A 14155-nucleotide genomic window follows, 5' to 3' on the forward strand; every position below is an offset into this window, starting at 1 on the left:
GCAATCCAGGCCAATGGCGATCTGATTGCCGTACCGGGACAGCGCTTGTTCCATGAAGGCCCGGTTCTCCAGCGCAGCGGTGCCGATAATGACGCGAGCGACGCCACCTTCCAAATAGGCGGCCACATCTTCAAGCGTCCGGATTCCTCCGCCGATCTGCACCGGCACATCGACAGAACGGGCGATCGATAGCACCAGCTCGGCATGCACAGGCTGTCCTGCTTTCGCACCGTCCAAATCGACCAGGTGAAGCCATTTCGCCCCTTGCGCAACCCACTGCTTGGCCACATCGAGCGGCGACTCCCCGTATACCGTTTCTTGTGCGTAGTCTCCCTGGAACAGCCGCACGCATTTTCCGCCACGAATATCGATGGCTGGATAGATGGTAAAACTCACGTTGTAACCCCCTCACATTGTTTCGCAAAGTTGTCCAGCAGGCGCATGCCCGTATCCCCGCTCTTCTCCGGGTGGAACTGCATGCCATATACATTTCCGCGGCCTACGATGGCCGTTACATCCTGATAATAATCAGCTGTTGCCAGCAACACGTCGTCACTTTGTACACGCACATGGAACGAGTGAACAAAATAGACATAATCGCCATCCTTTACCCCATCAAGAAGCGGACTCGCGCCTTTTTTCAACGACAGCCGGTTCCAGCCCATGTGCGGGATTTTATAATCGCCTTGAAAACGGACCACTTCCCCGGAAAGCAGGCCAAGCCCTTCATGTGAGCCATGCTCTTCGCTGCGCGAGAACAAAAGCTGCATGCCCAAGCAAATGCCCAGAATCGGTTTGCCGCTCGCCGCATAGTCTCGAAGCGCCCGATCCAAGGAAAGCTCGCGAATGTTGCGCATCGCATCTCCAAATGCCCCTACTCCCGGAAGCAAAAGTCCATCATAGGCGGACAGCTTTCCAGCATCGGTGACAAATTCGTAGTCATAGCCAAGACGCTCCAACGCCTTGCTGATGCTGAACAGATTGCCCATTCCATAGTCAACGATCCCGATCATGTTACAAAACCCCTTTGGTTGACGGCACGCCCTTGACGCGCGGATCAATGGAAGTGGCCTCATCCAGAGCGCGGCCCAACGCTTTAAAGATCGCTTCAATCATGTGGTGCGTATTTTGACCGTAGTGCAGGATCACGTGCAAATTCATTCTCGCTTCCAGCGCGAGCTTCCACAAAAATTCATGGACCAGCTCGGTCGGAAATTGGCCCACCTGCGTGGATGGGTAGGCTGCGCGGTATTCCAGATGCGGGCGGTTGCTCAAATCGATGACCACCTGTGCCAGCGAGTCATCCATCGGAACAAACGCGTTGCCATACCGCTTGATTCCTTTTTTGTCGCCAAGCGCTTCCCGCAGCGCCTTCCCCAAGCAAATGCCAATATCCTCGACCGTGTGGTGGTAGTCGATTTCGATATCCCCTTTTGCCACAACATCCAAATTAAACTGTCCGTGCTTGGCGAACAAATCCAGCATGTGATTCAGAAACGGAACGTCCGTCTCCAGGCGGTTTTTCCCTTCGCCATCAATGCCAAAGCCAAGCGTAATGTCTGTCTCATTTGTTTTGCGGCTGATGCGGGCGGATCGATTGACTGCTTCCATGATTGTTCTCACTCCTGTTTTTTCTATAGGTCTTTTAATCGTTCTTCTATCGCACGCGCATGGGCCGACAACCCTTCCTGCTCGGCCAGCGCCATGATTTTTTTGCCATTGCGCGCCAAATCCTGTTTGCTGTAAGAGACGACGCTCGATTTTTTGATAAATTCATCCACAGACAAGCCGGATGCGAACCGCGCTGCGCCATTGGTCGGAAGCACGTGATTCGTTCCGGCAAAATAGTCGCCTACCGGTTCTGAACTGTATTCTCCGAGGAAAATGGCTCCTGCATTCTCCACTTTGCCCAATTGTTCAAATGGATTTTCGATCAACAATTCCAAATGTTCAGGTGCCAGTCGATTTACGACATCGAAGCCGGCGTCAAGATTGTCGACCAGACAAATCGCTCCGTGATTCCGAATGGAAGCCTCGGCAATTTCGCGTCTTGGCAGCAGGGCAACCTGGCGCTCAAGCTCGGTCGCGACTTGCTCTGCCAGCTTTTTCGAGTTCGTGACCAAGACGGCGGAAGCCATCGGATCATGCTCGGCCTGCGACAGCATATCAGCAGCCACATAGCGCGGCTCTGCTGTTTCATCGGCCAAAACGACGATCTCGCTTGGCCCTGCAACCATGTCGATATCGACCAGTCCATACACTTCCCGCTTGGCCAGCGCCACATAAATGTTGCCAGGCCCAACGATTTTGTCGACGGCGGGAACTTGCTTTGTCCCGTATGTGAGCGCCCCGATCGCTTGCGCCCCGCCCATTTTGTAAATCTGCTTCACGCCCGCAATTTGCGCCGCCGCCAGGATCGCTGGATTGATCGTTCCGTCCTGACCAGGCGGCGTCACGATAATGATCTCTCTTACGCCGGCGATTTGGGCTGGAATGGCATTCATCAAGACGGAAGAAGGATACGCAGCAGAGCCGCCTGGAACGTACAGTCCGACTCGCTTCAGCGGCCGGATGATTTGACCGAGCATCGTGCCGCTCTCTTTGGTCGTGAACCATGATTGCCGAACTTGTCTGGCGTGGAAATCGCGGATATTTTGCGCCGCTTCGGTCAGCGCTTCCAGCACCAGCGGATCAAGCTGACCTGCCGCTTGCGCGATTTCCTCTTCGGTTACCCGAAACTGCTCCAGTCTGACCCGGTCAAAACGCTCCGTATACGCCCGTACCGCCTCGTCCCCTTCTTCCTTTACGCGCGACAGAATTTCTTGCACCGCACGCACCTGCGTTTCCGTGCCGCTGTCGATGCTGCGTCTCGTATCGAAATCGGTTGAGCTGACAATTGTAATCACGTCGTCCCCACTCCTACTTCCGCTTTGGAATTACTTGCAAAAATTTGTTGGCGATGTCATCGACCGCTTCGCTTTTCATCCGGTAGCTGGCGCGGTTTGCGATAAAGCGTGTGGTGATTTCGCAAATATGCTCCATCTCGGTGAGTCCGTTCTCCCGCAGCGTTTGACCCGTGGAAACAATATCCACGATCCGATCCGCCAATCCGATCAGCGGGGCGAGTTCAACCGAGCCGTTCAGCTTGATGACTTCCACCTGCTGGCCCTGCTCACGGAAATAACGGCTGGCGATGCGCGGATATTTCGTCGCGACGCGCGGCGCCTCAACCGGCTTCCAGTCTGGCATACCCGCAACCATCATCCGGCAGTAGCCGATCTGCAAATCAAGCAGCTCGTATACATCCCGTTCCTCTTCCAACAGTACGTCCTTGCCAACCACCCCAACGTCTGCGACACCGTATTCCACATACGTCGGAACGTCCGTCGGCTTGGCTAAAATAAATTCGAGCTGCGCCCCTTCGACAGGGATGATCAGCTTGCGGGATTCCTTCAAATCAGCGGTCACATTCAACCCCGATTGCTGTAAAAAGACGAGCGACTCCTCGAAAATGCGACCTTTCGGCATCGCGATCGTCAGCTTTTGGTCATTGATTCCCCGTGTCATGAATTTCCCTCCTGTGCCACCAAGCAGATCGTCTCGCAATTTCCGCGCTGTGCAAATGCTGCAAGCGTTTCGCCATCTGCCAGCAAGTGGGTGATGACCACTTTTCCTTCCTTGCGCAGCTGCTGTGCCATCGTCACGGCCTGCTCACGATTGGCAGCGGCGTACCCTATGACGGTTGTCTTTTTTTCCACGCCTTGTTCGAAGGATGTCACCTGCATCAGCCGATCCATTTTGATGGCAAAACCTGTTGCCGGAGCCGGTCGTCCAAACTGGTCGAGCAATTTGTCGTAGCGCCCGCCGGTAACCAACGGAGAACCGAGGTCTGCCGCATATCCTTCGAACACGACGCCGGTGTAATAGTTGAGGTTGCTGATCAGGTTGAAATCCAGCAAAACGTGCTCGGTGACACCGTAAGCTTCAAGCGCCTGCCAGAGCGATTCGATCGTTTGAACCGCTTTGCGCGCCTTGCCGTTGATGGTCAGCTCCCGCGCCTCCGCGATTTTTGCCTTGCCGCCGCGCAAATTCAAGATGGCATGCAGCCGTTTGCGATCCTGATCGCCAATTTCCACCGTGTCTGCCAAATGGCGATAGCTGACATAGTCGTTGTCATGCAAAAAGCGGCGGAACTTCTCATGAATGATCGGATCGGTAATGATTTCGTCCAAAAGCCCGTCAAGAAAATCGACATGACCGATCGCGATCTTGATCGGCGAAACGTTCGCAGCTTGCAGACAATAGATGGCGATCGCGATCGCCTCCGCGTCAGCATCCACCGATGCGTCACCGATCAGCTCTACGCCCGTCTGGAAAAATTCCGCATTGCGTCCCGCTTCTTTTTCCTGCGCACGGAACACATTCGCCTGGTAGAACAAGCGGATCGGCAGCGGCACATCTTTATATAAGGAAGATACGACGCGTGCGATCGGTGTCGTCATATCCGGCCGGAGAACGACGGTATGCCCTTGTTTGTCCAGCAATTTAAACATCCGGTCAGCCAATGTCGCGCTGGCCAACCCGACGGTGTCGTAATACTCCAATGATGGAGTGGCAATTTCTTCATAGCCCCACCGCTCGATACAATGCTTCAATGCCGCTTCCAGATGCCGTTGCTTCGCCAACGACTCAGGCAATATGTCCCGCATGCCCAGCGGTTTTTCGAATACCAACGGCTTAGACATTGAAAACTTCCCCTCCGAATGCTTTACTTCTCTAACAAGATAAAGCGCTTTGTGTTAGGAACACTTTATCACGTTATCAGAATGCAGTCAACATGAGACTGAAAAATTGACTTTTGCTGGCAAGATAAAAAGGAGAGAATCTCTTCTCCCCCTTCTTATTTACAGTTCTTTGATAATTTGCATCGGATTGCCGCCGACAAACGTACGAGCCGGGACGTCTTTATGCACGACGGTTCCCGCCGCCACAATCGCTCCATCGCCAATGGTCACCCCCGGGAGAATCGTGCAGTTCGCTCCGATCAGCACCTTGCTCCCGATCCGGACATCCCCTAACCGATACTCGTCAACCAAATATTCATGGGCCAAAATGGTCGTGTTGTAGCCGATCACGCAATCGTTGCCGATCTTGATTCGCTCCGGGAACATGATGTCCATCATGACCATCAGCGCGACCGCCGATTGGCTCCCGATCTCCATGTGTAGAAAGGTCCGGTACAGCCAATTTTTCCAAGAAAGAATGGGACAATAGCGGGCCATCTGTATGACGGTAAAGTTTTTCATCACTTTCCAAAAGCTCACTGTCTTGTATAGCTGCCACAGCGGGTTGGCACCGTTCACCGTGTAGCGTTCCGTGTTACGAGGCATAGATCACTTTGCTCCTTCGCTCTCAATAGATGTCGGAATCCACATCCTCGATAGTATCGGTCAGCCGTTTGGAGAACGTCATCGCTGCGTTGTAGCCCATCCGTTTCAGCCTGAAGTTCATCGCCGCCACCTCGATGATGACCGCCAAGTTACGGCCCGGGCGAACCGGCACGGTAAGAATCGGAATCTCGGTATCGATCAGCTTGAAACGTTCCTCATCCAGCCCCAGCCGCTCGTACATTTTGTGCTCTTCCCACAGCTCCAGGCGCACGACCATCGCGATGTTTTTGGCGTTGCGCACGGCCCCCGCTCCGAACATCGTCATAACGTTGATGATGCCGACGCCGCGAATCTCCAGCAAATGCTGAATCAGCTCGGGCGCGCTGCCGATAAGCTGTCCCTGTTGGGTCTGCCGGATCTCGACCGCATCGTCCGCCACCAGCCTGTGCCCGCGCTTGACCAGCTCAAGCGCTGTTTCGCTTTTCCCGATACCGCTTGAGCCCATGATCAAGACGCCGACACCGTAAATATCCGTCAACACGCCATGTACCGTTGACGTCGGCGCCAGCTTATTCTCTAAAAAGTTCGTTAACTTGCTGACCAAACTGGTCGTTGCCAAAGGCGATTGGAGAATCGGGATGTTCCGCTCATTGGACACCTCAATCATCTCAGGCGCCACGTCTTGATTGCGGGATACGCACAGACAAGGCGTATTGTCCTGCATCAGCAAGCGCATTCGTTCCAAGCGCACTTCCCTGCTCAATGTGGAGAAAAACTCGATTTCCGAGATTCCCATCAGCTGGATTCGCTCAGAAGCGTAGTGCGGAAAGTAACCGGCCAATTGCAGGCCCGGACGGCTGAGGTCGGTCACGGTAATTTCGCGACCCAGTCCTTCCTCACCACTCAAAACTTTCATATGAAAATGTTCGACCAGATTGCTTACCTTGGTTTTGCGCATCTCTTTTTCCCCTTTTTTCGAGAAAAACGACTCGACGTTTTTCGTTCACGTGGATAAGGCCACTTGCGTGCAGCATGCGTTTCCTCGTCTAGCGGTATCGCATGCGATGCAGGCTCCACTTTTTATTATGTATATTGTAGCGAAATGGTAGCCCTAGCTACAACTACCTGATTTTCAGCGAAAATGGATATCGTTTACATAACCAGAATTTTCGCCTAAGATTAAATTGACGACTATCCGAATTATTCCATACTTGTTGATAAAATAACTGACTAGTGCCTGGAAAGGAGGCCAGAAATTGAACGTATTTTCTAATTACCTATTTATAGACTTACCGGAAGCTTTTATTTTTCTCATGGTAGGTTTCGCTGTATTTAATCAGGCACTTTTGCCTAATTTACGAAAATGGGCGATTTTCGGCATTCTTTTTTCAGTAATGACCACTATTTTGTCAAACATCGAATTGCCTTACTTAATTAAAATACTTTCGCTCTTTTTGTGGATGAATGTTCTGGTCTTTTTTCTTTTCCGCTTGACGATTTGGCTGACTATCGGTGTCTGTACAAGTGCTTTTATTTTTTCGATTACATCAGAATTTTTCGTATTAATGCTATTTCAAAGTTTTAAAGTCAATTTAGATCAGCTTCTACATCAGCCTTATTTACTAATCGGGGCAGTCTGGTTCTATTTGCTGCTACTTGTGTTGCTGACGATTCTTTTGCGGAAATTAAAATTTGATATACGGAAAATCATTCCCAAAAGCAAACACCACCGTTTTTTGGTGTTGGTCTTATGGACTGGTGGAATAGAATTTTTGTTAATAATGTCACTAAGTACAACCTATCTCGTTAAAAAAAGCAACGTTGACGATCTTACTCAATTCATCTCGTTACAGATGACAGTGTATCTTGTCATTATCTTGGTCCTTTACATTATTCTTGTTCTTCTGTTTTGGAAATACCTTACACTCGCAATTAACCGTGTGGAAGAGGAAACAGAAAAGCCATATTTGCAAAATATCCAAGATCTCGTAACGGCAATCCGTTCTATCAAGCACGATGGGATAAACCATTATACAGCGTTGGATGGGTTTTTAAAGGTAGAAAGATATGATCTGGCAGCCGAGTACGTAAAGCACTTATTGAAAGAAGCAACTGACCTTGTTCAAGTTGTCGAAGGTGTAAAAAACCCGGCAGTGTCCGCATTACTCCACTCTAAAATGGCAATCTGCGTTGCAAATCACATCAATTTCCGACTTGAAATCGACAGCATCCTGCAGTTCGAGAAAATGAAGTCAAAGGATGTAACTGCCGTTTTAGGGAATTTATTAGATAATTCGATTCGCGCAACATTACAAGGAGAAAATAACGATGATCGATATATTCTCCTGAAATGGGGTGAAACCGACAAAGAGCAATTCCTGTTGATCGAGAACAGCGGCCCGACAATTCCACTTGAAAAACAAGCCCATATCTATGACCTGGGTGTTACAACAAAACCATCTGGTGAAGGTGGCGTTGGGTTGGCCGTGGTGAAAAATATTATCGACAGGTACAATGCAACCATTTCCTTAGACTCAAAAAATGGCGTCACCAAATTTCTTATCACGCTGCAGAAATAATTGGAGGATGGGATACGATGAGTTGGAGTGAAAAGCTATCGATTCGAATTGCCAAAAAACTTGTTTCTAATACAGATGCCTCTCATACTGTCGGACAAGTCTCGCATGGAATTGAAATTTTTCTCTTGTACTTGCTTACAGTCCTGTCCCTCGCTGTTTGCTCATGGTTTCTCAACTCCTTTTCGGAAACAATCGTTCTTTCCTTTTTCTATTTTCTTTTCCGTAACTTTACGGGAGGTGTACATTTAAGCAACCCACACTCTTGCTTTATCGTAGGCAATATTTTGGCTCTATCGCTTGGTTTGGCTGTCAAGCACATGCCAACGACCAATTTTCTTTTCGCTTCGATTACGATCATGGTCGCTGTCGTATTTTCGTTTGTCGTCAACTGGCGGTATGCTCCCGCAAATCATACCTATGTGCAGATTAGTGACGAAGCAAAAAGAAAAAGCAAGAGAATTGTCACTACTTTCCTAATTTTAGGTTGTCCATTGGCGTATTTCCTGCTATATTTTAACTATTACAACCTCGCTTATGCTTATAGCTTTGCCGTCCTTTTACAAGCTTTACTTCTGCATCCTCTTTCTTTTCATCTTGTAAAACGTTTCGAAAAAACTTTTTTACGAGAAGGGGTTGAACGGTAATGTTTAAGAAGTTAGCGGTACTGTCTTGCAGTTTTTTTGCAACGTTGTCTGCCATGAATTTAGCGGGGATTTTATGTGTTTCATATATCTACGAACCAAAGCCACCTCATCTTAGAGGTGAATAAACAGTCATTCAAACAAAAAGCGTCCTGCCCCATCGGCAGAACGCTTTTTGTATTTTTCCTGTCATCCATTTATTCAGACTTGCTCGTAATCTGCTCGATGCACCAGCCGAACAAACTCATCAGCGCTGCGGCCAGGACGGTTGTGATGAAGGAGTCTGGCCAAGGGCCGACTTCGAAGCCTTCGATCAGGTAGGCCGTCAATGCGAACGTAATCGCATTGACGACGAACCAGAACAGGCCGAGCGTCAGCCAGCGGAATGGCGTGGTGAAGAAGTGTAAGATCGGGCGAATCAGCGTGTTTACGATGCCCAGGATAAACGCAGCCAGGACGGCAACGCCGTACCCTGTCACCTGAATGCTTTGGAAAAGCCAGCTGATGAAAAGAAGCGCTGCTCCGTTCAGGAGCAGGCGGATGATCCAGCGAAACATTTGTTATCACCCCGTGACAAGCTGCTCGATTCGTTGTTGCGTCCGCTTGCGGTCACGCTCGAGTATCGGTTCCAAAAATTGACCGGTGTAAGAGCCTTTCACCTTAACCACTTCTTCCGGCGTGCCCGTCGCAACGATGTGTCCGCCTCGGGTACCGCCTTCCGGGCCCAGGTCAATTATATAGTCGACTGTCTTGATCACGTCGAGATTGTGTTCGATGACCAACACGGTATCGCCGTTGTCGACAAGGCGCTGCAGCACTTTGAGCAAACGATCGATGTCGTCGGTATGAAGCCCTGTCGTCGGTTCATCCAAAATATACAAGGTGCGCCCTGTGCTTCTGCGATACAGCTCAGAAGCGAGCTTCACCCGCTGCGCCTCCCCGCCGGACAGTGTGGTAGCGGGCTGACCCAGCTTCATGTAGCCCAGACCAACATCCAACAGTGTCTGAATTTTGCGCTCGATGCGCGGCAAGTTCTTGAAATACTCCAAGGAATCCTCCACCGTCATCTCCAGGACGTCGGCAATGCTCTTGCCTTTGTATTTCACATCGAGCGTTTCCCGATTGTAGCGCTTGCCGTGGCAAACCTCGCACGGTACGTAAACGTCAGGGAGGAAGTGCATCTCGATCTTGATGATGCCGTCGCCGCTGCAAGCCTCGCATCGTCCGCCTTTGACATTGAAGCTGAATCTGCCTTTTTTGTAGCCGCGTACCTTTGCCTCATTCGTGGATGCGAACAGGTCGCGAATATCATCGAATACGCCGGTGTAGGTAGCCGGATTGGAACGCGGCGTACGGCCGATTGGCGACTGGTCGATATCGATCACCTTGTCGAGATGCTCAAGTCCGGTCAGCTTGCGGTATTCACCCGGCTTCGCTTTGGCCTTGTTCAGCTCGCGCGCCAGCGCTTTATGCAAAATCTCGTTTATGAGTGTACTTTTCCCGGAACCGGATACGCCTGTGACCGCGACGAAGATCCCCAACGGAATATCGACGCTGACGTTGTTCAGGTTGTTTTCCTTCGCCCCTTCGATGCGCAGCTTTTTGCCATTTGGCTTGCGGCGCTCGGGAGGTACGGCGATGAACTTGCGGCCGCTCAAATAGGCACCGGTCAGCGAATTCGGGTTTTCCATCACTTCCTGCGGCGTTCCTTCCGCAATCACTTGTCCGCCATGGATGCCCGCTCCCGGTCCGATGTCGATGATATAATCGCACGCCATCATCGTATCCTCGTCATGCTCGACGACGATGAGCGTGTTGCCGAGGCTGGTCATGTGTTCGAGCGTCTTGATCAGGCGTGCGTTGTCCCGCTGATGCAGACCGATGCTCGGCTCATCCAGAATATAGAGAACCCCCATCAGGCTGGACCCGATCTGGGTTGCCAAGCGGATGCGCTGTGCCTCTCCCCCGGACAGCGTGCCGGCTGCTCGGCTTAATGTCAGGTAATCCAGGCCGACATCGACCAGAAACTGCAAGCGGGCTTTGATTTCCTTGATAATCAAATTGGCGATTTTGGCGTCCTTCTCATTCAGATCAAGGCCGCTCGCAAACTGATGGGCATCCGCGATCGACAGGTCGGTCAGCTCGGAAATGTTGCGCTCCCCTACTTTGACAGCAAGGCTTTCCTGCCGCAAGCGCTGCCCTTTGCACACGGGGCACGGCTTTTGGCTCATGAAGCCTTCGATCTGTTCGCGGATGAAGTCTGAGCTGGTTTCCAAATGGCGGCGCTGCAGGTTGGGGATGACCCCTTCGAACGGAACGACCGCTTCGCGCACCTGGCCGAATTCATTTTCATAACGGAAATGAATCTTTTCCCCCTCGGAACCGTACAGAATGATCTGCACATGCTCAGGCGGAAGCTCCTCCATCGGAACATCCATGCGAATGTTGAAATGGCGGCAAGCCGACTCCAGCAGCTGCTGATAATACGTCGAGGACTTCGGCTCCCAAGCCTCGATCGCCCCTTCTTCCATCGATTTGGTCATATCGGGCACGACCATATCGGGGTCAACCTCCAGCTTCACACCCAGCCCGTCGCATTCCGGGCACGCGCCATACGGGCTGTTGAAGGAGAAAATACGCGGTTCCAGCTCGCCGATCGAAAAGCCGCAGATCGGGCAAGCGTGTTTTTCGCTGAACAGCAGCTCCTCCTGATCGATCACGTCCACGATGACTTTGCCATCGGCCAGACGAATCGCGGTTTCCAAGGAGTCAGCCACCCGCGCATGGGCATCCGGCTTCACCACGATCCGGTCGATTACAACCTCGATGCTGTGCTTTTTGTTTTTCTCCAGCTTGATTTCCTCTGACAAGTCCCGCACTTCGCCATCCACGCGCACGCGCACGAACCCTTGCTTGCGGATGTCTTCCAGCAGTTTGACATGCTCCCCCTTGCGCCCTTGGACAAGCGGGGCGAGGATTTGCATGCGGGTCTTTTCGGGGAATTCCATGATTCGGTCCACCATCTGCTCGACGGTTTGCGACTGGATTTCGATGCCGTGCTCCGGGCAGACCGCTTTTCCGATCCGCGCATACATCAAGCGCAGGTAGTCATAAATCTCCGTGACGGTCCCGACGGTCGAGCGCGGGTTGCGGCTTGTCGTTTTTTGGTCGATGGAAATCGCCGGAGACAATCCCTCGATCGAATCGACATCCGGCTTATCCATTTGACCGAGGAACTGCCTCGCATAAGCGGAGAGAGATTCTACGTACCGCCGTTGCCCCTCGGCATAAATGGTATCGAAAGCGAGCGATGATTTACCGGAACCGGACAAGCCGGTCAAAACGACGAACTTGTCGCGCGGAATCACCACATCTACATTTTTCAGATTGTGTGCACGTGCTCCTTTTACGACGATATGCTCTAGCGGCATGAAGTAGTTCTCACTCCTTAAAGATCAGCTTTTAGTTCCAAAATCAGGTCACGAAGCTCGGCTGCCCGTTCGAACAACAGGCTGCGCGCTGCTTCTTTCATTTCTTCTTCCATTCGCGCGATCACCTCTAGGCGATCTTTTTTCGGCATTTTTTTGAAATCGGCATGCGGCAGGTAATCGGCCTTTTCCTCGGCGACGCGGGTCGCCTCGATCACCTCGCGCACCGCTTTCTTGACGGTCTGCGGCGTAATGCCGTGCGCTTCGTTGTATGCGGTCTGAATGGCGCGGCGACGCTCTGTCTCGCGTATGGCAGCGGCCATCGAATCGGTCATTTTGTCAGCGTACATGATGACGCGGCCTTCGGCGTTGCGCGCGGCGCGGCCGATCGTCTGAATCAGCGACCGCTCGTTGCGCAAAAAGCCTTCTTTATCCGCATCGAGAATCGCGACCAACGATACTTCCGGCAAGTCCAAGCCTTCCCGCAGCAGGTTGATCCCGATCAGCACATCGAATTCGCCCAATCGCAGCGAGCGCAAAATCTGCATCCGCTCGATCGTTTTGATGTCCGAGTGCAAATAACGCACCTTGATGCCGATTTCCTTCAAGTAATCCGTCAGGTCCTCCGACATCTTCTTGGTCAGCGTCGTGACGAGGACGCGCTCGTTTTTGGCGATGGTCGCCTGAATTTCTCCGATCAAATCGTCGATCTGTCCCTTGATCGGGCGCACCGTGATCGTCGGGTCGACCAGACCGGTCGGACGGATGACCTGCTGGACCATTTCAGGGGAATGCTCCATTTCGTATGGCCCCGGGGTCGCGGAAATGTAAATCAGCTGGTTCGCCTTTTCTTCGAACTCCTGGAATTGCAGCGGACGGTTGTCCTTCGCCGATGGCAGACGGAAGCCGTGTTCGACAAGCACGTCCTTGCGCGCACGGTCTCCGTTGTACATTCCCCTGATCTGCGGCAAGGTCATATGCGACTCGTCGATCATGATGAGGAAGTCTTTCGGGAAGTAATCGAGCAGCGTATAAGGCGCATGGCCTGCAGGCAATCCGGTCAGATGGCGGGAATAGTTTTCGATTCCGGAGCAAAAGCCCATCTCCATCATCATCTCAAGGTCATAGCGGGTGCGCTGCTCCAAACGCTGCGCTTCCAGCAGCTTGCCTGCTGCACGGAACTCCGCGAGACGCTCCTCCAGCTCCGCCTGGATGCTCTCGATCGCGCGTTTCATTTTTTCTTCCCCGGTTACATAGTGGGAGGCCGGAAAGATCGCGACATGCTCGCGCTGCCCCAGCAGCTCGCCTGTCAGCACGTCGATCTCGGTGATCCGCTCGATTTCATCGCCGAAAAACTCGACGCGAATCGCCTGCTCGCTATGGGAGGCCGGGAAAATTTCCACCACATCGCCGCGCACGCGAAATGTACCGCGAACGAAATTGATGTCGTTGCGGTCATATTGGATGTCGATCAGCCGGTGAAGCACTTCTTCACGGCTTTTTTCCATGCCGACGCGGAGTGACAGAAGCAGATTGCGGTACTCTTCCGGCGAACCCAAGCCATAGATGCAGGAAACCGATGCGACGATGATGACATCCCTGCGGTCGAACAATGCGCTTGTTGCCGCATGGCGCAGTTTGTCGATCTCGTCATTGACGCTCGAATCTTTTTCAATAAAGGTGTCTGACTGGGGAATATATGCTTCAGGTTGATAGTAGTCGTAGTAGCTGACAAAGTATTCCACCGCATTGTTGGGGAAAAATTCCTTGAACTCTGCGCATAGCTGCGCGGCCAGCGTCTTGTTGTGGGCGATGACCAGCGTCGGCTTGTTCACCTGCGCGATCACCTGTGCTGCCGTAAAGGTTTTGCCCGTCCCTGTTGCGCCCAACAGCGTCTGATGGCGCTTGCCGGCATTCACGCCGGCAACCAGTTCGGCAATCGCCGTCGGTTGGTCACCGGACGGCTGATACTCGGAAACCAATTGAAAACGTTCCATGTTCCGTTCCTCTCCTTGTATCGTCTCATTCACCATTATAGCACAAAAAATACAAATTTAAGCCATTTATTCGAACAAACGTTTGTCTAAGTGTGCAATAGGGTTCTTCCGATAATACAA

At 51.9% G+C, this 14155-nt stretch carries 13 protein-coding genes (1 of these 13 running past the window's edge); 2 read left to right on the plus strand and 11 right to left on the minus strand.

All coding sequences use genetic code 11. From position 1 onward, the window contains the following. The 8 genes from hisA to hprK all read right to left on the minus strand — a co-directional run. A protein-coding gene (gene hisA, locus ACTID9_RS26645; RefSeq protein WP_441068342.1) for a 1-(5-phosphoribosyl)-5-[(5-phosphoribosylamino)methylideneamino]imidazole-4-carboxamide isomerase crosses the window boundary here: on the minus strand, positions 1–396 show its 5' portion. 342 nt of this gene lie to the left of the window's left edge; 396 of the gene's 738 nt are visible here — the first part of the coding sequence; it begins with the start codon at positions 394–396; the stop codon falls past the left edge of the window. Then, complete coding sequence (gene hisH / locus ACTID9_RS26650; protein WP_441068344.1) at positions 393–1013, minus strand: imidazole glycerol phosphate synthase subunit HisH; 621 nt, start codon at positions 1011–1013, stop codon at positions 393–395. Before hisH ends, hisA begins: the two co-directional genes overlap by 4 nt. A gap of 1 nt (position 1014) precedes the next feature. Continuing rightward, positions 1015–1611: an imidazoleglycerol-phosphate dehydratase HisB gene (hisB, locus tag ACTID9_RS26655; protein WP_441068346.1), complete on the minus strand. Its 597-nt coding sequence runs from the start codon at positions 1609–1611 to the stop codon at positions 1015–1017. Between the two features lie 23 nt (positions 1612–1634). Beyond that, a complete protein-coding gene (hisD, locus tag ACTID9_RS26660; RefSeq protein ID WP_441072740.1) occupies positions 1635–2903 on the minus strand; it encodes a histidinol dehydrogenase in 1269 nt (422 codons plus the stop codon). A gap of 16 nt (positions 2904–2919) precedes the next feature. Further along, positions 2920–3567 carry an ATP phosphoribosyltransferase gene (hisG, locus tag ACTID9_RS26665; RefSeq protein ID WP_441068348.1) on the minus strand — a complete coding sequence of 216 codons (648 nt, stop codon included), beginning with the start codon at positions 3565–3567 and terminating at the stop codon, positions 2920–2922. Next, positions 3564–4745 carry an ATP phosphoribosyltransferase regulatory subunit gene (locus tag ACTID9_RS26670; protein ID WP_441068351.1) on the minus strand — a complete coding sequence of 394 codons (1182 nt, stop codon included), beginning with the start codon at positions 4743–4745 and terminating at the stop codon, positions 3564–3566. The genes hisG and ACTID9_RS26670 overlap by 4 nt, the downstream gene beginning before the upstream one ends. A gap of 159 nt (positions 4746–4904) precedes the next feature. After that, positions 4905–5390, minus strand: a complete 486-nt coding sequence (locus ACTID9_RS26675) for an acyltransferase (protein ID WP_441068353.1) — start codon at positions 5388–5390, stop codon at positions 4905–4907. Between the two features lie 22 nt (positions 5391–5412). Then, positions 5413–6348, minus strand: coding sequence for an HPr(Ser) kinase/phosphatase (gene hprK, locus ACTID9_RS26680; protein WP_441068355.1), 936 nt, complete (start codon positions 6346–6348; stop codon positions 5413–5415). A gap of 298 nt (positions 6349–6646) precedes the next feature. On the opposite strand from hprK, the gene ACTID9_RS26685 reads away from it, so the two are divergent. Continuing rightward, a complete protein-coding gene (locus ACTID9_RS26685; protein WP_441068357.1) occupies positions 6647–7969 on the plus strand; it encodes a sensor histidine kinase in 1323 nt (440 codons plus the stop codon). A 17-nt stretch (positions 7970–7986) separates the two neighbouring features. Continuing rightward, the gene (locus tag ACTID9_RS26690) at positions 7987–8613 is read left to right on the plus strand and encodes an accessory gene regulator ArgB-like protein (RefSeq protein WP_441068359.1); all 627 of its coding nucleotides are present in this window, start codon (positions 7987–7989) and stop codon (positions 8611–8613) included. A 194-nt stretch (positions 8614–8807) separates the two neighbouring features. On the opposite strand, the gene ACTID9_RS26695 is transcribed toward ACTID9_RS26690, so the two are convergent. The 3 genes from ACTID9_RS26695 to uvrB are packed head-to-tail and all read right to left on the minus strand — an operon-like array spanning position 8808 to position 14035. Continuing rightward, the gene (locus tag ACTID9_RS26695) at positions 8808–9167 is read right to left on the minus strand and encodes a phage holin family protein (RefSeq protein WP_441068361.1); all 360 of its coding nucleotides are present in this window, start codon (positions 9165–9167) and stop codon (positions 8808–8810) included. Positions 9168–9173: 6 nt separating this feature from the next. Beyond that, the gene (gene uvrA / locus ACTID9_RS26700) at positions 9174–12041 is read right to left on the minus strand and encodes an excinuclease ABC subunit UvrA (RefSeq protein ID WP_441068363.1); all 2868 of its coding nucleotides are present in this window, start codon (positions 12039–12041) and stop codon (positions 9174–9176) included. 17 nt (positions 12042–12058) lie between these two features. Next, a complete protein-coding gene (gene uvrB / locus ACTID9_RS26705; protein ID WP_441068365.1) occupies positions 12059–14035 on the minus strand; it encodes an excinuclease ABC subunit UvrB in 1977 nt (658 codons plus the stop codon). Positions 14036–14155 lie beyond the last annotated feature (120 nt).

The sequence above is a fragment of the Brevibacillus fluminis genome, from assembly GCF_052072235.1.
GTDB classification, from domain to species: Bacteria; Bacillota; Bacilli; order Brevibacillales; family Brevibacillaceae; genus Brevibacillus_D; species Brevibacillus_D fluminis_A.

What these genes read in the sequence shown, in the direction of transcription:
- hisH (WP_441068344.1), bottom strand. Translation starts at nt 1,013, where the DNA reads ATGATCGGGATCGTTGACTATGGAATGGGCAATCTGTTCAGCATCAGC.
- hisB (WP_441068346.1), bottom strand. Translation starts at nt 1,611, where the DNA reads ATGGAAGCAGTCAATCGATCCGCCCGCATCAGCCGCAAAACAAATGAG.
- hisG (WP_441068348.1), bottom strand. Translation starts at nt 3,567, where the DNA reads ATGACACGGGGAATCAATGACCAAAAGCTGACGATCGCGATGCCGAAA.
- ACTID9_RS26670 (WP_441068351.1), bottom strand. Translation starts at nt 4,745, where the DNA reads ATGTCTAAGCCGTTGGTATTCGAAAAACCGCTGGGCATGCGGGACATA.
- ACTID9_RS26675 (WP_441068353.1), bottom strand. Translation starts at nt 5,390, where the DNA reads ATGCCTCGTAACACGGAACGCTACACGGTGAACGGTGCCAACCCGCTG.
- hprK (WP_441068355.1), bottom strand. Translation starts at nt 6,348, where the DNA reads ATGCGCAAAACCAAGGTAAGCAATCTGGTCGAACATTTTCATATGAAA.
- ACTID9_RS26690 (WP_441068359.1), top strand. Translation starts at nt 7,987, where the DNA reads ATGAGTTGGAGTGAAAAGCTATCGATTCGAATTGCCAAAAAACTTGTT.
- ACTID9_RS26695 (WP_441068361.1), bottom strand. Translation starts at nt 9,167, where the DNA reads ATGTTTCGCTGGATCATCCGCCTGCTCCTGAACGGAGCAGCGCTTCTT.
- uvrA (WP_441068363.1), bottom strand. Translation starts at nt 12,041, where the DNA reads ATGCCGCTAGAGCATATCGTCGTAAAAGGAGCACGTGCACACAATCTG.
- uvrB (WP_441068365.1), bottom strand. Translation starts at nt 14,035, where the DNA reads ATGGAACGTTTTCAATTGGTTTCCGAGTATCAGCCGTCCGGTGACCAA.